The following is a 17,260-nucleotide window of genomic DNA, read 5'->3' as shown; positions in this document are numbered from 1 at the left end:
ATTATGAGTATGCACGAACATGAGCATGAACATGAACACGAACACAAAACGGAAGTTTTCAGCCTGATCGATCAGGATGGAAACGAAGTCTTCTTCCACAAGCTGGGAGAAGTGGAAGACGAAGGAAATCTCTTCTGGGTCTGCGAGGAGGTCTTCCTGAACGACGCAAGAGACATGATCGAAGATCTCGGTGAAGTCTACATCTTCAAAGCAGACGACACTCCGGAAGGCGTGATGCTGGAAGGAGTAGAATACGCAACAGCTCAAAAAGTCTTCGAAAAGTGGCAGAACAGCATTCCCGATATCGAAGAGATCTTCTTCGAAGCGGACACCGAAGAGGACGGGGAATGAAGAAGGGCGCCGAAGCGCCCTTCTTTCATATCTTCAGGTATGGAAGGAGTCCCATCTGTCTTGCCCTTTTGATGGCCACCTTTACCATTCTCTGGTGCTTTGAGCAGTTTCCGGTGAGCCTCTTTGGTATGATCTTTCCCTTGTCGGTGAGAAATTCACTGAGAAGCCTTGTATCTTTATAATCAACGTAATCCAATTTCATTTCGCAGAGTCTGCACTTCTTGATCTTCTTCTTTCTCCTTCTGTAAGCCATCAAACACACCTCCCTCAAAATGGTGGTTCATCTTCACTGAAGGTATCGCTGGAAAAGTCTTCTTCCGGTATTTCCAGCTCCTCTTCAGTCTCGCTAACTGTTTCAGCAGGTTTTCTGTCCATGAATCTAACAACGTTTGCGACAACCTCCGGAGATACCCTCTTTTCTCCAGTGGGTGTTTCCCATCTTCTCATTCTCATTTCACCTTCGACGAGAACGAGCCTTCCTTTGGTGAGATAGGTTCTAGCGAACTCTGCCAGTCTTCCAAAGGTGACGATCCTGAAGAAATCAGTCGTTTGAGCGTCGTCCGGCGCGTTCTTTCTGGGAACCCTGTCCACCGCTATGGTGAAGGTGGTGACTGGAGTTCCGCTGAGCGTGTATCTCTCTTCGGGATCTCTCACGAGTCTTCCTATGAGTATGATCTTGTTGAAGAAAGACATTAATCTTCGGATCCTCCTTCACTCGACTCGGTAGCTTCAGCAGCTGCTTTTTCTCTCTGCGCCTTTCTCTCTTTCTTTTCCAGGTCGAACCTTCTGAAGGTCTGCCATCTGATGATCTCGGGCGTCACTCTGTAGAAGTTTTCCAGCTCCTGAAGGTTCTGACCATCGCACCTGAAGTAGATCACCGTGTAGTCTCCTTCGTTGAACTTCTTGATCTCGTAGGCGAACTTTCTCATACCCATCCTTTCCACTTTGTCGATCTTTCCCTTGACCCTTTCTTCGATGATCTTCTTGACTCTTTCGACGAGATTTTCTCTCTCTTCCTCTGGAACGTTCGGTGCGATGATGAACATGCTCTCGTAGATCCTCTCTTTCACGTAAGCCACAGAAACTCACCTCCCTCGGACATTCGGCCCCACCTCCGGATGGGTGGAGCGGGATTTCACTTTCACGATTATACCATCACCTTCTGAGTCTGCAAAGAGTTGGAAACTCTCCTGTTTCCAGATATTCTTTGAAGCCCTTTATGCATATCGGCGTTATGTGTGGACAGTGGGTGAGGAAGTTCATGAAATCAACGACCCTATCGGCGATACTCTCCTCGAGGTTGAAGAAGATCTCCCACGCACCCTTTTCTGCCTCTTCCTCATCGAGGAACAGGATCTTCTTCAAAAACTCCTTCAGGTTGTTGAAGCGCTCCAGTTCTTTCTGGGCAAGTTCTGTACCCTTTTTTGTGAGGGAAATGGGGCCCCTTCTCACGTAGTTTATCAGTTTTTTCGATGCGAGGTCTTCCAGAATCTGCTTCGCGGAGGGCATTTTCACTTTCAAAAAGTCCGATACTCTCTTCAGCCTCGTGCTTCCCTCTTCCGTTGTTAAAAGAACGGCGAGGAGATACCTTTTTTCCGTTGGTGATAACATATTTCTACCTCCCTTTAAGGTTATTCTAACACAGGTTTCAAAGTGGTAGAATATTCTCGAGTGCAGATGAGGGAGGGATGGACTTGAGATTCTTTGGAATGGTTCTGATACTTCTCGGTGTGCTCATTCTTCTTTCCGTCTTCAACGTGTTCGATGTTTCGTTTGGAAAGTTTCTTGGAATCGTCTTTGCCGCTCTCTTCGGATACGCGGGAATCAGTGCGCTCGTGAAAAAGGGCTTCCCGAACGGTCTTGTTTCCTGTGCCATAGCCACCGTTCTGTTTCTTCACATCTTCAACGTGCACAGGTTCACTTTCTGGGAGGGTTTTGTCGTCTTTTTCTCCGTTCTTCTCATCGAGTGGGGGTTCTTTGCTATCCTGTCTCACAGGGATTGAATCTTCATTCCAACAGCTCTCATGTATCCCATCGAGGTGGCGTACTGGATCGATCTGGTCCACCCGGAGCAGTCTCCCACCACGTGGAGACCTTCCACGATGTCGTTCAGGAACTTGTTCGTGTAGAACTTCACCTCGACGGCGTAGAGCAGGTTGTCGAAGTAGGAAGCCCCCGGTATGACCTTCTCCAGGTTCTCCACGAAATCCACGAGGGATTCTCTGATCTTCGACGGAAAGACGAGGTTCGCGTCTCCCAGAATGTAACTCTCAGAATCCAGAGTGGGGTGGACCCTTCCGAGCCTCTTCGTCCTTCTGAACTCTTTGAAGTCCCCGTACGTTTGCAGAATCACTTTCTCTTTGTCGCCGGCTAAGATGTTTGCGAGCTTTGCGAGGTTGACACCGTATCCCGTGGGATCCTTGAACGGCTCTGTGAAGCGCGTGGTGACGAGAATGGCGAAGTTCGTGTTCTCCGTCTTATGCAGGCTGTCAGAATAGCCGTTCACCGTGGTGAAGTCTTCGTATTTTTCCAGTGTCACCTTTCCTGCCGGATTCTGGCAGAAGATCCTGCAGATGTAACCCGTTTTGGTCCTGTAGCGAACCTTCACCTCGTACATATCGGAGAACGGATCCATCACGTGGTTTGGAAGTTCGTACCTGACACCGATGTCGACGAACTGGTTCGGCCTGACAAGCTGTGGATACTTCTCTTTGAGACGCTCCATGAGTCTGTGTCCGCTTCTTCCAACGGCGATCACGAGCTCGTCGAACTCGAAGTCTCCCCTGTTCGTGTGCACCCTGTGGGGAGGACCGAACTCAACGTCCTCCACGGTGGTTCCAAAGAGAAACTCTATGTTCTCAAAGGAAGAGAAGTACTCGTATATGTTTTTGTTCGTCTCCTTCAGAATGTCCGTTCCCAGATGGAAGAAATAGGACTTCACCGGCTCGAAACCGTGGTGATAGAAGCGCTTGTAGATCTCCTCGTCCGAGAAGGATTCTCCGAACTCTATCTTCCTGCCATCCCTTTCGAAGGACTTCAGGTAGTTCACGATGCCCACTCTTTTATCGACGGTGGGAGTGTAGCCGGAGAACTTCAGATAAAACTCCACCGTCTTCGCTTGAATCTCAAGGGGAATGTATATCTCCCCTCCCATGCCGTGGGAGATGAAGATCTTCCCATCCATTCTCACACCGGAGATGGTGTTGTGGGAGTAGTCTTTTCCTCTCTCTAGAACGGTGATCCTGTAGTCTTTCACCTTACCGCTTTCTATGAGACCGTTGATGAACCCGATGGCGCTCGCTCCAAAGCCGACTATTCCAAGTCTCTTCAACATCTATCACTCCTCGAGCAGTTTCTTTCTCAATTCCTCGAGCGTGACGACCTCCCCTTTTATCTTCTCCAGATAGAGCTTCCTGTACTCTTCGTCGCCACCCGGGACGATGTAGATCTTGCCCTTGAAGTTCTCAATGGCCTCGATCTCTTTGTTCGAAAGCTTCTTTGCAAAGCTCAATCCACCTTCTTTGGGAGTTGAGATGATGAGGATGTCCACACCTTCCAGGTCCTTCAGCATCACCTTCGGGTACTTCACGTTGTAGCCTCTCTTTTCCAGCTCTTCTGCGAGCGCTTTGAGTTCTTCCAGGTGATCGTTCTCGTGGAGCGTGTCGATCATGATCACACCTTTCTGTTTTTCTTTCACAGAGAAACCGCTCGACTGGACGAGTTTTCCATCCACAACGAAGGAAACACGATGGTAGCCTTTCTCCAGCGATCCCGTGGGAACGACGAATCTTTTCACCTGGTACGGTGAAAAACTCAGTTCCACTTCTCTCAGCGGATTTTCATCGAGAAGAACAGAAAGCTTCACATTCTGGTCTTCACCGGTCACGTTGTAGATCTCGAAGTAGACCTTCGCCGATTCACCGTCGTGTATCTCTTCTGGAGAGACTCTCACACTGTTCACGTAGACAGGAGAAGGTGTCTGGAACCAGATCGGTGAGGTGACTATCTCATCACCGTCGAACTGTTTCATGTAGACAAAGTACCACTCGTATCCATCTGGAGGCGTGACCGAAAGGGTCAAGTTCAGTCGCTCCGTGTTAGGTCTGAGCTCCAGAACGGTCCCACTCTGAGAGATAACGGCAAGATAGAGGAGTTTTTCCGTGTCTTCGTACTCGAGACTGATCTTCTGTGGAGAGAGATCTTCCACAGAAACGATATCCCCCATCAGATGGGAGCCGCTTTTCAAGAGCGCTTTGACGTTCTTGTCTTCACTTCCGAAAGTGTGTCTCTTCCAGAGAGCGTCCATGATGTCGTCGTAGGTCAGAGTGTCTGCTACGATACCGGTTCTTCCTTCGTTCGCGCTCCCCCAGTTGGGCTTGTGGTTGTCCTGTCCCACGGTAGCACCGAGGTGCCATCCTTTGTTCAGAGCGAGGATGTAGTTTCCGAACATCTCTTCGTTTATCACGTCTCCGGAGGACCAGTTCCCGTTTCCCACCTCGATCAGATTCACATACTGGTCCGCTTCAGGAAAATAGCGGAACGAATCGAAGGTGCCAAAGGTGCTTATGGGGTGGTTGAACTGGGCGAGTTTTTTGTGTTCAACGAGCCACCTGTAGAAACCTTCTAGAGAACTTTCCTGGTTTCTGTCGATCCACTCGAGAGACTCGTACACGTTTATGTGCCCCACTCCCGCGGTCCATTCGAAACCCTGAAGTGCGACGAATTCACCGTCTTTTGTGTGCCTCTCCGCAGCGAGCTTTGTCAAATAGGGTTTTGTCTTTCCGTTGATCTTCTGGGCAAAGTAGTAAGCGTGGTCCGTCACCGCGAGAACGTCGAGGTACCTTTTCGCGTACTCGTAGGCCTGGTCCGGTGTTCCGGAACCGTCGGAGTAAGACGTGTGCGAGTGAAGGTTTCCGTAGAAGAGCTCTCCAAAGACCGCACAGGAAAGAATCAGAATCAGAAGAACGAGCTTTTTCATATCATCGCCTCCTTCATTTCAATCCGGTCCTCGCGATTCCCTGAATGAAGTACTTCTGGGTGAAGATGAAGAGTATCACCACGGGGAGTATCGAGAACGTAGCGGCCGCCATGAGCAGGTTGTACTGAGTTCCCACGTCTGAACTGAACGCCTGGAGTCCAACGGGCAGTGTTCTGTACTTTTCGCTGTTCGTGACGATGAGGACCCACAGGAACGCGTTCCAGCTTCCAACGAATTTGAGAAGTGCAGAAGTGATGACAGCCGGTTTGCTGAGAGGCACCACCATCTGCCAGAGGAATCTCCAGTGAGAACACCCGTCTATCTTCGCCGCGTCGAAGAGTTCTCTCGGTATGGTCAAAAAGTGCTGTCTCAGAAGGAATATCGCGAAGACACTGACGATCCATGGGATTATGAGGGCGTAGTAGGTGTCAATCCAGCCGAGTTTCGAGATCGTGATGAAGTTGGGAACGAGGAGCACCTCACCTGGGATCATCATGGTTGCAAGGAAGAGTCCGAAGATGAAGTCCCTTCCGGGAAAGACCATCCAGGAGAAGGCGTACGCGGCAAGGGAGGCGGTGACCACCTCGAGCAGTGTCGTTGTTGTCGCAACGAAGAACGTGTTGAAGTAGTACCTCGGGAAAGGAGCGGCGTTCCAGGCATCGACGTAGTTCTGAAAGATGTTGGCCAGCACCTCGGAGAACGAGAACTTGAGTTTCACAGAGTCGATGGTCTCGTCGCTCAGAAAGACAGAAGGAACACCCTCCAGAAGGATCTCTATCACTTCTCCACCCTTCACCCGGACTTCCTTCACGAAATCCGGGGCGTCCACGATCTTCCACGAGCTCATCGCGTCCTCGTAGGCCTTTCTGAGAAATGCAACGTTTCTGAGATAACTGGCCACTTCGTTGAGAAAGTTTTCATTCAGATCGAGCTGAGAGAGTTTCGACTTCAACACTTTGTAGGTGCTGCTTCCAGTGAGTTTGACGTCCATTTCAGCGATCATCTGCGAGAAACTCTCTGTTTCGATTCCGTTTTCCTGTGCGAGGGAGATCAGAGAAGAAACAACCGGCTTCACCGAAGCGATGGTGAGAAGATCCACGCGGTGTTTCTCCGAGAGTTCTTTCTCTTTCAAAGAGACGTAGTCCTCAACGGGGTTTTCCGACTCCTCCAGGAGTCTTTCCACGAGCTCTCTGTCGGGGAAGTCTTCGATCTTTTTCAAAAAGAGAGTCTTTCTTTCATCTTTTTTCATCGAGCGGGCGACGATGTCTTTTTCCACAGCGAGGTTCTGAACGCTCTGGAAGAAGCCGCTGACCTCGAGGTAGTAAGAAACGTTTCTTTTCACCTCTTCGAAGGGAGAGGCCACGTTCTTTCTGTAGACAGGAACGAGTGGGTTGTCTCCAGAATATTCGAGCTGTAAACCATCGAGAAGTTCATAGAGTTTCTTCACTTCTTCGTCGGAGAGAATGAGAGTGGTACCCGCCTTCATACCGAGCACCTTTTCCTGGAAAGAAGAGAGTTCTCCGCTCACAGCCTCGAGAAACGAGAGAAATCTTTCCTTTTCCTCCTCATCTTTTATTCTGATGTTCACAAAGCGCTTCATCTGAGAGATGGTTCTCAGAGCCCCTTCAGTTGAACTCAGAATTTCGTTCACCAGTTTTGCCCACCGCTCTTGTAGTATATGAAGAACTGTTCGAAAAACTCTTCCGGTGTTTTCCAGGAGAATTCCACCGGGGATTTCGAGGAGAGTTCTTTGACTCTTTCAACATCCACCCCTGTTGTGTATTTTGCCCCTTTGAGGGGGATCGTCATCGTTCCTCTGTGGAACGGGTCGTCGTTCACCGTGATGGTGAGCAGATTTTCCTCTGCTGTTTTCAGAGCGTACGCTTCTCTCAAGCTGACTCCTTTTGCGACCCTCTGGACACCTGGTTTCAGGATCACTTTCACATCGCGCGAGAAAGCGAAGTTCTTCGTGTAGAAGCTCGGGGGCCACTGCTGAACCTCCGAAGGTGCTTTGAAGGAGGTGAGCAGCATCCAGATGAAAGGACCCAGCATGACAACGGCACCGAATATGAGAAGGATGTATACGACCAGCTTCTTCACGCTATCACCTCACGAGACATACTCGACTGCTCTTCTTCCAACCCTGTACTGGATGAAGGTGAAGATCAGAATGATCGCAAAGAGGATGTAGGCTGCCGCCGAGGCAATTCCCATTCTCTGCTGTCTGTAGAACAGGTCGAACACGTAGTACACGAGCGTCATTCCGCTGTTGTTGTACGGTCCCGGAAGCCCATCGTAGAGAACGTAGACTTCCGCAAAGACCTTGAAGGCTCCTATTAGGGAAACTATGAGCAGGAAGAAGGTCGTCGGCGACAAAAGCGGCCAGGTGATGTAGAAGAACTTCTGCAAAGAACTCGCACCATCCACTTCCGCTGCTTCGTAATAAGACCTGTCTATGTTCTGGAGCCCCGCAAGGAAGATCACCGCATCGTACCCGACGGTCTTCCAGACGGAGACGATGGCTATCGTGGGAATGGTCCATCTTTCGTCTTTCAGCCAGGAGATGGGTTCTATGTTGAACAGAGAGAGGATGTAGTTCAAAAGACCGAATTCGTCGTTGAAGATCCACTTCCAGACGAGAGATATGGCCACAACCGATGTGACAAAGGGTATGAAGTAGGCGGTCCTGAAGAACACCCTGAACTTCACGTTGCTGTTCAGAAGAAGGGCGATCATGAGAGAAATGAAGATCTGTGAAGGCACACTCAGTATCACGTAGTACAGTGTGTTGGTGAGCGCCTTCAGGAAGAGATTCTTGTCCTTCGCGTCGAGCAAAAAGTTCACCAGTCCCGGAAGAGACGAGTTCAGCTCCACGAAAACAAAGACCGCAAGAAACAGAATGAACCAGAGCCAGGTGTTCTTGAACTCCACCCGTTTGAAGTCGTACACCAGCCAGCTCCAGGAGATGGCCGCGACCAGGAAGGAAAGGATGGGATTTTCCACGTTGAAGAGGTTCAAAGCGATGTATACCAGTACTACAGCGGCGTTGGAGATGATACCTGAGAGGGTTCTTTTCTTGATCAGGTGAACGATCAACATCACGATCGCGCCGGCGACCGCAAGGTGAAAGAAGGTGTTCAAAACAGTGAAAACGAAAGAATACTTCGGTGGGTAGTCGAACTTGAAGATCTCGATGTAGTTGTCAAGACCTGTGAAGTAGGGATTCTTCATGTTCCTGAAATCCCACTTGAAGAAGCTCAGAACGAAAGAGAATCCAACCGGCCAGAAGACGAACATCCCGAGAACCACAAGGGACGGAAGAAGAAAGAGGTACGCAAGAACCGCTTCTCTCAGCTTCTTCGAAGGTTTCATACTCAGACCTCTCTTTCCTTGAGTTTCTTCACAATCAAATTATAACCTATGCGGTATAATTCAAGGGGAAAACATCGAGAAGGGAGGGATTCCTGTGAAGAAATTTCTCGTTGCTCTCATGGTGATTCTCAGTGTTTTTGCCCTCGCGAAGGTGAAGGTCACGTTCTGGCACGCCATGGGCGGGGGACACGGTAAAACTCTCCAGGAGATAGTGAACACCTTCAACGAACTCCACCCGGATATCGAGGTCGAAGCGGTCTACGTTGGAAACTACGGTGCACTCTCTCAGAAGCTCCTCGCGGCAGCGCAGGCAGGAGAACTTCCCACGATCTCGCAGGCCTATTCCAACTGGACGGCGAAACTCATCCAGAGCGGTGTTGTGCAGCCTCTGAACGAGTTCGTGAACGACCCGAAGATAGGCCTCACGAAGGAAGAGTGGGAAGACATCTTCAAACCTTTGAGGGACAACTGTATGTGGGGAGACACCATCTACGCGGTTCCGTTCAACAAGAGTCTCTACGTGCTCTATTACAACGCGGACGCTTTTGCGATGTACGGCGTGGATGTTCCCAAAACGATCGATGAGCTTTACGAAGCGGCGCGAATCATGACAGAAGACTTCGATGGAGACGGAAAGATCGATCAGTACGGTTTTGGTTTCAGAACGACCGTTGACTTCTTCCAGATACTCCTCACACTCCGCGGTGGTTCCATCCTGAAACAGGTCGATGGAAAGTGGGTCTCCAACATCGACAGTCAGGAAACAAGGGACGTTCTCGCTTTCGTGAAGAAGATGGTGGACGATGGTATCGCGTACTCCCAGGGTGGATACCTCGACGGGATCTTCGGTCAGCAGAAGATCATGATGTACATAAGCACGATAGCGGGAAGACCCTACGTTGAGAAATCCACGAAGGGTAAGTTCACCTGGAGCTGGGCTCCAGTTCCCACCTGGGTGACGAACAAAGTTCCATTTGCCGGAACGGATATAATCATGTTCAACACGGCAAGCGAAGAGGAAAAGAAAGCAGCCTGGGAGTTCATGAAGTACCTCATATCACCAGAAGTCACCGCTTACTGGGCGATCAACACGGGTTACATTCCCGTGAGAAGAAGCGCCCTCGAAACGTCGATCTGGAAGGAAGCGGCGAAGTCCGATCCTCTGCTCGAAATACCATTGAAGCAGATAGACAACGCCGTGTTCGATCCACAGATCGGTGTATGGTACGAGATCAGAACGGTGGTTGGAAACATGTTCTCCGATTTCATCAACGGAAAGGTGGACATGGAAACTGCGATAAAGACGGCGGATCAGAAGATAAGGGAGTATCTCAAGGAAGAATACGGCGAGTGAGCGGGAGGCTGTTCCTCCCGCTTTTCTTTTGTTTAAAACTCCTTTAAAGAAAACATGAGAAAATCAAAACAAAGTACGGGATCCAGAGATCCCCTTAAATTTTTTATATCGGAGGTGAGCTGTGTGTTCCGTCTCAAAGAGAACGGGACGAACGTGAAAACAGAGATCTTCGCGGGTATCGCTACTTTCCTCACCATGGCCTACATCGTTTTTGTGAATCCTTCCATCCTCGTTCAGGCGGTTGGTGTAGACGCGAGCAGCCCCCTGTACCAGCAGTTCTTCGGAGCCTTCATGGTCGCAACGATACTGGGATCCGCCACAGCCACTCTCGTCATGGCCTTCTTCGCGAACTATCCTTTCGCGCTCGCACCCGGTATGGGACTGAACGCGTACTTCACCTACACCGTGTGTCTCGGCATGGGGATAGACTGGAGAGTGGCCCTCGCTGCCGTGTTCGTTGAAGGTCTGATCTTCATAGGCTTGACACTCGTTGGGTTCAGAAAGTTCGTCGCCGGGATCATACCCGAGTCCATAAAAGTGGCCATCTCCGCGGGTATCGGTTTCTTCATCGCGTTCATAGGGTTGAGAAGCGCGGGAATCGTTGTATCCAATCCTGCCACTTCCGTTACTCTCGGCGATCTCACGAATCCCGGTGTGCTCGTGACGGTCGTAGGGCTCCTGGTGATCGTGGCGCTTTACCACAGGAAGATCCCGGGAGCGGTGATGATAGGGATTCTCGTGGCCACGCTTGTGGGTGCCATCCCCGGCATAGGAGTCACGAAGTACCAGGGAATCGTCGGTCCCGTTCCAGATATATCTCCGACGTTCATGAAGCTCGACTTTTCTGGATTTTTGAGCCTCGACTTCTGGATCGTTGTTCTCACCTTCTTCTTCGTTGACTTCTTCGACACACTCGGTACCATCACAGGACTCGCTCAGAGCGCTGGTTTCATGAAGAACGGAGAGCTTCCGAGGGCGAACAGGGCATTCCTCGCGGACGCGATAGGAACTTCTGTAGGTGCACTCTTTGGAACTTCGACAGTGACCACGTACATCGAGAGCGGTGCGGGTATCGCTGAAGGAGGAAGAACTGGTCTCACGGCTCTCGTCGTTGCCCTATGTATGCTCGCCATGCTCTTCTTCGCCCCTCTCGCCCAGACGGTTCCTGGATACGCGACCGCTCCCGCTCTGATCTTCGTTGGGGCGCTCATGATCGGAAACCTTGGAAGAGTGAAATGGGATGACATCACAGAAGCGCTCCCCGCGTTCATTACCGTCATAACTATGCCGCTCACATACTCTATAGCCAACGGAATAGCGCTCGGCATCATCTCCTATGCATTGGTGAAGCTCTTCTCCGGGAAATCGAAAGAAGTACACTGGTTCACGTGGATTCTCGCTCTCGCCTTCGCTTTGTGGTTGCTCTTCATAAAGCATTGATATGCAGCATTGTGTTATAATAAATCGGAGGTGATAATATGAAAAAACTACTTGCGGTTTCGATTCTTCTGGTTTCGATCGTGATCTTTTCTGGAGCCATCGACGAGATCAAAAGCAGAGGGTACCTGCTCGTCGGACTCTCTGCGGATTTTCCTCCGTTCGAGTTCGTTGATGAGAACGGCAACATCGTGGGTTTCGATGTCGATCTCGCAAAGGAAATCGCGAGAAGACTCGGCGTCGAACTGAAGATCGTCGATATGACCTTCGACGGACTCATTCCGAGCCTGCTCACAAAGAAGATCGACGTGATCATCTCCGGTATGACGATCACAGAGGAGAGAAAGAAGGTCGTGGCCTTCTCCGATCCGTACTTCGACGCGGGACAGGTCATCGTGGTGAGGAAAGACAGTGACTTCCGACCGAAGACCTACGAAGACCTCGTAGGGAAAACCGTGGCCGTTCAGATCGGTACCACCGGAGACATAGAGGTTTCAAAGTACGATGGTATCAAGGTCGTCAGGTTCGATAAATTCACGGACGCGTTCCTCGAGCTGAAGAGAGGCCGAGCGGACGCGGTGGTTCTGGACTCCGCCACGGCAAGGGCTTTCGTGGCGAAGAATCCGGATCTTGTTATCTCGAGTGGGGTGCTCTCCAGCGAGCAGTACGGCATCGCCGTGAGGAAAGAGGACACGGATCTTCTGGAATTCATCAACAGCGTTTTGAGAGAGCTCAAAAAGAGTCCGTACGACGTGCTTATAGAAAAATGGTTCTCAGAGTGATGGAGGAATGAAAGATGCCGGAATGGTTGAGCGTAATTGTGGATAATCTACCGCTCCTTCTGAAGGGTGCCCTGCGCACCCTTCAGCTTACTTCTCTGGCCGTTCTCATAGGGCTCGCCATAGGGATCTTCGTCGGCATGGGAAGGCTCTCGAAGTACCGGATCATAAGGTACCCGTCTTCTGTCTACGTGGAGTTTCTCAGGGGAACACCCCTGATGGTCCAGCTGTTTCTCGTGTACTTTGGACTTCCCGAACTGGGGCTCGAATTCGACAGGTTCACAGCCGCCGTTATTGCTCTCGGAATAAACAGCGGTGCGTACGTCGCCGAGATCGTGAGGGCGGGGATACAATCCGTCCCAAAGGGACAGTACGAGGCGGCGAGATCTCTCGGCATGTCACACGCACAGGCGATGATCTACGTGATTCTTCCCCAGGCCTTCAGGCACATACTTCCGGCTCTTGGAAACGAATTCATTGCCCTCGCAAAGGACAGTTCCCTTGCCATGGTGATAGGAACCGTCGAACTCATGAGAAGCGCCCAGTACATCGTGAGCAGAACATTCATGAGCTTTCCCATATACGGTGGTGTGGCGCTGATCTACTTCGCCATCACCTTCTCCGTTTCCAGGCTGGTGAAGTTCGTGGAAGGCAGGTTGAAAGTATGACCGTTTTGAAAATCGAAGATCTTCACAAGTACTTCGGAAAACTCTACGTGTTAAGGGGAATAGATCTCGAGGTGAAAAAGGGTGAAGTGATCTCCATCATCGGTCCAAGCGGAAGCGGAAAGAGCACCCTTCTTCGCTGTATAAATCTGCTCGAGGAGTATCAGCGGGGGAAGATCTACTTCAAAGGTGAGCTCATCACCCACAGAAACATAAACAGGATAAGAAGTTCCATAGGTATGGTCTTTCAGCAGTTCAACCTGTTTCCGCACCTTTCTGTTTTGAACAACCTCACACTCGCTCCGATGAAAGTGAAGAACATGCAAAAAGACGAAGCTGTAGAAAAAGCGAAAAAGCTCCTGGAAAGGGTTGGACTCATCGAAAAGATAAACGAAAAGCCCGGAAACCTCTCCGGTGGACAGCAGCAGAGGGTGGCCATAGCGAGGGCCCTCATGATGGACCCGGAACTCATGCTCTTTGACGAACCCACTTCCGCTCTCGATCCAGAGCTCGTGAAAGAGGTGCTCGACGTCATAAAAGATCTGGCTCAATCCGGTATGACCATGCTGATCGTGACGCACGAGATGAGGTTCGCCCGTGACGTCTCCGACAGGGTGGTTTTCATGGACGAGGGAAGAATCGTTGAGATGGGACCTCCCGAAAAGATCTTCTCTAATCCCGAGAACGAGAGGACACGGGAGTTTCTTGAGCACTTTCTTTCAGTTTGAAGTATTCTTCCAGAACCCTTCTTGCTATCTGGGATGCTGCACCGGAACCGTATCCTCCGTGTTCCACCATCACCACGATCGCAACTTCTGGATTTTCCGCAGGAGCAAAACCCACGAACCACGAGTGAGGAGCACCGCTTCCGGCCTCGGCGGTGCCTGTTTTCCCGGCCACTCTGTACGGAAAGTCTCCGAACACGTGGTACGCCGTTCCGGGGTCTTCCTTCTCGTTCCCTTTGAAGGACGTCACATCGACCATGGCATCCTTGATAAAGTTCCATATCTTCTCATCGATCTGAACTTGCGTTTCGATCTCCGGTTTCACCGCTTTCGAGCCGATTCTTTTCACCACGTGTGGTCTGTAGAAGATTCCTTCGTTTGCCACAAGTGAAACGAGTTTCAGAAGCTCTATGGGAGTCGCTGTAAGGTACCCTTGTCCGATGGACATCAGGATGGTGTCACCGGGATACCAGGGTTCTCCTATTTTGGACATTTTCCACTCGGGTGATGGAAGTGTACCGCTCTTTTCACCTGGAAGGTCTATTCCTGTCTTTTCGAAGATGCTCAGCTTCTTCGCAACCTCCACCATTTTGTCCACACCGAGCTTCAGCCCAAGCTGATAGAAGTAGACGTTGCAGGAAACCCTGATCGCCTTTCTGAGATCGGTGAAGCCGTGACCCTCTTCTTTCCAGTCCCTGTACCTCGCCACCACTTCACCTCTGCTGTTTCTGTATTCGAACACTCCACGGCAGTTGATCTTCTCTTCCGGATCGACACCGTTCAGCAAAGCGGCTACGGCCCAGAGTATCTTTATGGAAGACCCTGGGCTGTACGCGGACGATATCGCTCTGTTGATCAAAGGAGAAGGTGAATTTCTAGCAAACCTTTCCCACTCTCTTTTAGTGAAGCCTTCGTAAAAGTCCTGGGGGTTATATTCTGGGAACGATGCGAGGGCAAGAATTTCACCTGTTCTGACATCGGAGAGGATCACAGAGCCCGGATTCCCGATTTTTTCGAGAGATTCCTCGGCAACTTTCTGTATCCTGGTATCGATTGTGAGTGTTACATCTTCGCCGGGTTTCGGGGGGCTTCGAAGAACTTCAGAAGATATCGCACCGGATGGTTCCACAAAGACCATCTTCACACCGTCCGTTCCCGTCAGGAATTCGTCGTACACACTCTCCACACCGTACACTCCCGCCCTGTCTGCGTTCACGTAACCAACCACATGCGGTGCAAGCGGCTCGTACTTTCTCCTGTAATCCATGACGACCCGCATTCCAGCCTTCGAAATCACATCCGCTCTCGCTTTGTCGATGACTATGGATTCACCTTTGACAAGTGAAAGAATCTCCTCGGGAGTGAAGAGGCCTGTTTTTTTCAGCTCATCTATGCTGTTCAGCCACGGATCGAGGACGTACACCACTTCATCTTTTGCGAGCACTTTTCCATCACTTGAGATGATCTTTCCCCGTGGAGCGGGTATTTTCACGAGCCTTGTTTGAAGAAGGTCTATGTACTTTTTGTGTTTCTCGTGTTCGAGGATCTGCACCTGGAAAGCTTTCATGATGATCAAGACAAACGATAGGGCCATCAGGATCAGAATCAACCTGTTCTTCACCGCTTCGATCCTCCCAGAATGAACACGATGCCAGTGGCGGCGGAAAGCAAAACCGTCAGCATCCGAATTTCACCGACAAGACAGCCGACAGCCACAAGGACAACAGCGGGGAGCAACACTGAAGAGAAATGCTCCCTCAAGGCGTCAAGGATCAAAAATACGATCAAAACGAAAATATACCAGTATCCTGGAATTGCGAAGAGTCTGATCAAAATCACAATAAACAAAAGAGGAATGGTTCTCCTGCAGAAGGCAAGGCCCAGAAAGGCGGGAAAGAAACTCAAAACGTCTTGGAAGACGTAGTCCCAGAAGATGCTGAGAAAGGCAAGAACATAGATCATTCTACCACCCCGATGACGATCACCCTGTCCGGAACGTCCCGTGTCACGTTCAGCAGAAAGTACTCCTCATCACGTCCCGCCACGGTTCCTATGAACAGGTACTCTTTGAAGGCCACGTTCCATTTTTCGCTTTCGAAGTACACCTTCCAGCCCGTCACGTCTATGTCTTCTATAACAGAGAGTCTGGGAACACGTTCCCCTTTGACGACTCCCACAACGGACTCGCGATCGTTTTCCACCCTCACCTTTTCCACGAAATCCTCAGAAAACACTCTCATAACCTTTGAAATAGGACCTTTTTCCACAACTATCCCAAGGAACCTCTTCTCCAGCGGATCGAGAACGATGGCACCTTCTTCCGCTTCTCCCAGAATGTAGAAAAAACCTTCTCCCTTCCCGGTCACAAAGAAAAGGTTTCCCACGCTCTTGGTTCCCAGATAAACATCACCTGGATAGATCCTGTTTTGAAACCTCAAAATCACTTCCTGAACCGTTGGCTCTCAGCTTCAGGAAGGGGAAAGTTATTCTGTAAAAAAGGGGCTGTAATTTTTCAGACACGTTGAAAGTCTCGTTCAGAAAGAAAACGGTGAGGAAGAGAAGAAAAAGGATCAGTCTTTTCATCACCCGGCACCCTGAAGCTTCTTCAGAATGTTCACCTTGTCCAGAACCATTCCCGCTCCTTTAGCCACAGCGGTGAGCGGCTCTTCGGACCTGATGACACTGATCCCCGTTTCTTTCTGAAGCAGAGTGTCGAGCCCTCTTAGAAGAGACCCGCCGCCGGTGAGGAAAATTCCGCGTTCTATGATGTCGGAAACGAGCTCGGGAGGCGTTTTTTCCAGAGTGGTTCTCACGCTCTCCACTATGGCTACCACCACACTCCTGAGGGCTTCCCTCACCTCTCCTCCTTTCAGAGTGAGTTTTCTGGGCAGTCCAGTGGAAAGGTCTATCCCGGAAACCGTCGTTTCGAGCTCATCGTTTTCTTTGGATGGGAAGACGTTCCCTATCTCTATCTTCACCCGTTCGGCCGTTCTCTCACCGATCGCCACCCGGTAGGTCTCCCTCACGTACTGAACTATGGCTTCATCCATCTCGTCTCCAGCGATACGTATCGACTCCCACGTGACAATGCTTCCAAGGGAGATGACGGCGACCTCCGTCGTTCCTCCACCGATGTCCACCACCATGTTCCCGGAGGGCTCTTCGACGTTGAGATTTGAGCCTATAGCAGCCGCCATGGGCTCTTCTATGAGAAAGACCTTACTGGCACCCGCCTCGAGCCCAGCATCGAGAATGGCTCTCCTTTCCACATCCGTTATTCCTATGGGAACTCCTATAACCACACGAGGTTTGAACAGATTCATTCCGCCCTTGGCTTTGTTTATGAAATACCTGAGCATCACAAGGGCCACGGTGTAGTCCGCTATAACGCCATCCCTCATGGGCCTTATGGCCTTGATCGTGGCGGGAGTTTTTCCTATCATGTTTTTCGCTTCGAGACCGACCTTCAGTATCTCACCTGTGGTCGAATCTATCGCTATCACCGATGGTTCATTCACCACGATGCCTTTCCCTCTGAGAAAGACGAGGGTGTTTGCCGTACCGAGATCTATTCCTATGTCTTTTCTCAACACCGTATT

At 50.5% G+C, this 17,260-nt stretch carries 21 protein-coding genes; 7 read left to right on the top strand and 14 right to left on the bottom strand.

The annotated features are described in order from the left end of the window. Positions 1 to 3: 3 nt before the first annotated feature. Positions 4 to 351 carry a hypothetical protein gene (locus tag TM_RS03125; RefSeq protein WP_004081223.1) on the top strand — a complete coding sequence of 116 codons (348 nt, stop codon included), beginning with the start codon at positions 4 to 6 and terminating at the stop codon, positions 349 to 351. A 25-nt stretch (positions 352 to 376) separates the two neighbouring features. On the opposite strand, the gene rpsR is transcribed toward TM_RS03125, so the two are convergent. The 4 genes from rpsR to TM_RS03105 all read right to left on the bottom strand — a co-directional run bounded on the left by rpsR (position 377) and on the right by TM_RS03105 (position 1,962). Continuing rightward, on the bottom strand, positions 377 to 604 hold the full coding sequence (gene rpsR, locus TM_RS03120) for a 30S ribosomal protein S18 (RefSeq protein ID WP_004081224.1): 228 nt from the start codon (positions 602 to 604) through the stop codon (positions 377 to 379). Positions 605 to 618: 14 nt separating this feature from the next. Continuing rightward, complete coding sequence (locus TM_RS03115; RefSeq protein WP_004081225.1) at positions 619 to 1,044, bottom strand: single-stranded DNA-binding protein; 426 nt, start codon at positions 1,042 to 1,044, stop codon at positions 619 to 621. Then, the gene (gene rpsF, locus TM_RS03110) at positions 1,044 to 1,430 is read right to left on the bottom strand and encodes a 30S ribosomal protein S6 (RefSeq protein ID WP_004081227.1); all 387 of its coding nucleotides are present in this window, start codon (positions 1,428 to 1,430) and stop codon (positions 1,044 to 1,046) included. The genes TM_RS03115 and rpsF overlap by 1 nt, the downstream gene beginning before the upstream one ends. Positions 1,431 to 1,506: 76 nt before the next feature. Next, positions 1,507 to 1,962 (bottom strand): metal-dependent transcriptional regulator, encoded by a 456-nt coding sequence (locus TM_RS03105; protein ID WP_004081231.1) that lies wholly within the window; start codon positions 1,960 to 1,962, stop codon positions 1,507 to 1,509. Positions 1,963 to 2,039: 77 nt separating this feature from the next. On the opposite strand from TM_RS03105, the gene TM_RS03100 reads away from it, so the two are divergent. Further along, complete coding sequence (locus TM_RS03100; protein ID WP_227738424.1) at positions 2,040 to 2,354, top strand: hypothetical protein; 315 nt, start codon at positions 2,040 to 2,042, stop codon at positions 2,352 to 2,354. Here the strand turns inward: TM_RS03100 and TM_RS03095 are convergent. Genes TM_RS03095 through TM_RS03075 form a run of 5 tightly spaced genes read right to left on the bottom strand, consistent with a single transcriptional unit; the run spans position 2,342 to position 8,701 of the window. After that, positions 2,342 to 3,685, bottom strand: coding sequence for an NAD(P)/FAD-dependent oxidoreductase (locus TM_RS03095; RefSeq protein WP_004081235.1), 1,344 nt, complete (start codon positions 3,683 to 3,685; stop codon positions 2,342 to 2,344). The two genes, TM_RS03100 and TM_RS03095, sit on opposite strands and share 13 nt — an antisense overlap. A 3-nt stretch (positions 3,686 to 3,688) precedes the next feature. Continuing rightward, positions 3,689 to 5,329, bottom strand: coding sequence for a CehA/McbA family metallohydrolase (locus TM_RS03090; protein ID WP_004081241.1), 1,641 nt, complete (start codon positions 5,327 to 5,329; stop codon positions 3,689 to 3,691). 13 nt (positions 5,330 to 5,342) lie between these two features. Continuing rightward, a complete protein-coding gene (locus tag TM_RS03085; protein ID WP_004081242.1) occupies positions 5,343 to 6,980 on the bottom strand; it encodes a carbohydrate ABC transporter permease in 1,638 nt (545 codons plus the stop codon). Further along, entirely contained in the window at positions 6,977 to 7,429 is a 453-nt protein-coding gene (locus TM_RS03080) for a hypothetical protein (protein WP_004081249.1), read from the bottom strand. Before TM_RS03080 ends, TM_RS03085 begins: the two co-directional genes overlap by 4 nt. Positions 7,430 to 7,438: 9 nt before the next feature. Next, positions 7,439 to 8,701: a carbohydrate ABC transporter permease gene (locus TM_RS03075; RefSeq protein ID WP_004081251.1), complete on the bottom strand. Its 1,263-nt coding sequence runs from the start codon at positions 8,699 to 8,701 to the stop codon at positions 7,439 to 7,441. A 94-nt stretch (positions 8,702 to 8,795) separates the two neighbouring features. On the opposite strand from TM_RS03075, the gene TM_RS03070 reads away from it, so the two are divergent. The 5 genes from TM_RS03070 to TM_RS03050 all read left to right on the top strand — a co-directional run bounded on the left by TM_RS03070 (position 8,796) and on the right by TM_RS03050 (position 13,664). Beyond that, the gene (locus TM_RS03070; protein ID WP_004081252.1) at positions 8,796 to 10,055 is read left to right on the top strand and encodes an ABC transporter substrate-binding protein; all 1,260 of its coding nucleotides are present in this window, start codon (positions 8,796 to 8,798) and stop codon (positions 10,053 to 10,055) included. Between the two features lie 123 nt (positions 10,056 to 10,178). Continuing rightward, complete coding sequence (locus TM_RS03065; RefSeq protein WP_004081255.1) at positions 10,179 to 11,495, top strand: NCS2 family permease; 1,317 nt, start codon at positions 10,179 to 10,181, stop codon at positions 11,493 to 11,495. Positions 11,496 to 11,533: 38 nt separating this feature from the next. Next, on the top strand, positions 11,534 to 12,274 hold the full coding sequence (locus TM_RS03060; protein WP_004081258.1) for a basic amino acid ABC transporter substrate-binding protein: 741 nt from the start codon (positions 11,534 to 11,536) through the stop codon (positions 12,272 to 12,274). A gap of 14 nt (positions 12,275 to 12,288) precedes the next feature. Further along, positions 12,289 to 12,939, top strand: coding sequence for an amino acid ABC transporter permease (locus tag TM_RS03055; RefSeq protein WP_004081260.1), 651 nt, complete (start codon positions 12,289 to 12,291; stop codon positions 12,937 to 12,939). Further along, the gene (locus TM_RS03050; protein WP_004081262.1) at positions 12,936 to 13,664 is read left to right on the top strand and encodes an amino acid ABC transporter ATP-binding protein; all 729 of its coding nucleotides are present in this window, start codon (positions 12,936 to 12,938) and stop codon (positions 13,662 to 13,664) included. Before TM_RS03055 ends, TM_RS03050 begins: the two co-directional genes overlap by 4 nt. On the opposite strand, the gene TM_RS03045 is transcribed toward TM_RS03050, so the two are convergent. From TM_RS03045 to TM_RS03030, 5 genes are read right to left on the bottom strand one after another with little or no spacing between them, the layout of a single operon-like run. Then, positions 13,609 to 15,282 carry a penicillin-binding transpeptidase domain-containing protein gene (locus TM_RS03045; protein WP_004081264.1) on the bottom strand — a complete coding sequence of 558 codons (1,674 nt, stop codon included), beginning with the start codon at positions 15,280 to 15,282 and terminating at the stop codon, positions 13,609 to 13,611. The genes TM_RS03050 and TM_RS03045 overlap by 56 nt on opposite strands. Further along, positions 15,279 to 15,623: a hypothetical protein gene (locus TM_RS03040; protein WP_004081266.1), complete on the bottom strand. Its 345-nt coding sequence runs from the start codon at positions 15,621 to 15,623 to the stop codon at positions 15,279 to 15,281. Before TM_RS03040 ends, TM_RS03045 begins: the two co-directional genes overlap by 4 nt. Beyond that, entirely contained in the window at positions 15,620 to 16,099 is a 480-nt protein-coding gene (locus tag TM_RS03035; protein WP_244261693.1) for a hypothetical protein, read from the bottom strand. Before TM_RS03035 ends, TM_RS03040 begins: the two co-directional genes overlap by 4 nt. Then, positions 16,068 to 16,244 (bottom strand): hypothetical protein, encoded by a 177-nt coding sequence (locus TM_RS09605; protein WP_244261692.1) that lies wholly within the window; start codon positions 16,242 to 16,244, stop codon positions 16,068 to 16,070. The genes TM_RS03035 and TM_RS09605 overlap by 32 nt, the downstream gene beginning before the upstream one ends. Then, a complete protein-coding gene (locus TM_RS03030; RefSeq protein WP_010865154.1) occupies positions 16,244 to 17,254 on the bottom strand; it encodes a rod shape-determining protein in 1,011 nt (336 codons plus the stop codon). The genes TM_RS09605 and TM_RS03030 overlap by 1 nt, the downstream gene beginning before the upstream one ends. Between the last annotated feature and the right edge of the window lie 6 nt (positions 17,255 to 17,260).

It is taken from the genome of Thermotoga maritima MSB8 (assembly GCF_000008545.1).
Lineage (GTDB): Bacteria > Thermotogota > Thermotogae > Thermotogales > Thermotogaceae > Thermotoga > Thermotoga maritima.
The sequence above is the reverse complement of the archived record's forward strand: the minus strand, read 5'-3'. Positions and strand labels throughout refer to the sequence as shown.

Bases quoted from the DNA above. Each gene is read 5' to 3' on its own strand.
- TM_RS03125 (WP_004081223.1), top strand. From the start codon at position 4: ATGAGTATGCACGAACATGAGCATGAACATGAACACGAACACAAAACG.
- rpsR (WP_004081224.1), bottom strand. From the start codon at position 604: ATGGCTTACAGAAGGAGAAAGAAGAAGATCAAGAAGTGCAGACTCTGC.
- TM_RS03115 (WP_004081225.1), bottom strand. From the start codon at position 1,044: ATGTCTTTCTTCAACAAGATCATACTCATAGGAAGACTCGTGAGAGAT.
- TM_RS03105 (WP_004081231.1), bottom strand. From the start codon at position 1,962: ATGTTATCACCAACGGAAAAAAGGTATCTCCTCGCCGTTCTTTTAACA.
- TM_RS03100 (WP_227738424.1), top strand. From the start codon at position 2,040: ATGGACTTGAGATTCTTTGGAATGGTTCTGATACTTCTCGGTGTGCTC.
- TM_RS03095 (WP_004081235.1), bottom strand. From the start codon at position 3,685: ATGTTGAAGAGACTTGGAATAGTCGGCTTTGGAGCGAGCGCCATCGGG.
- TM_RS03090 (WP_004081241.1), bottom strand. From the start codon at position 5,329: ATGAAAAAGCTCGTTCTTCTGATTCTGATTCTTTCCTGTGCGGTCTTT.
- TM_RS03075 (WP_004081251.1), bottom strand. From the start codon at position 8,701: ATGAAACCTTCGAAGAAGCTGAGAGAAGCGGTTCTTGCGTACCTCTTT.
- TM_RS03060 (WP_004081258.1), top strand. From the start codon at position 11,534: ATGAAAAAACTACTTGCGGTTTCGATTCTTCTGGTTTCGATCGTGATC.
- TM_RS03055 (WP_004081260.1), top strand. From the start codon at position 12,289: ATGCCGGAATGGTTGAGCGTAATTGTGGATAATCTACCGCTCCTTCTG.
- TM_RS03050 (WP_004081262.1), top strand. From the start codon at position 12,936: ATGACCGTTTTGAAAATCGAAGATCTTCACAAGTACTTCGGAAAACTC.
- TM_RS03040 (WP_004081266.1), bottom strand. From the start codon at position 15,623: ATGATCTATGTTCTTGCCTTTCTCAGCATCTTCTGGGACTACGTCTTC.
- TM_RS09605 (WP_244261692.1), bottom strand. From the start codon at position 16,244: ATGAAAAGACTGATCCTTTTTCTTCTCTTCCTCACCGTTTTCTTTCTG.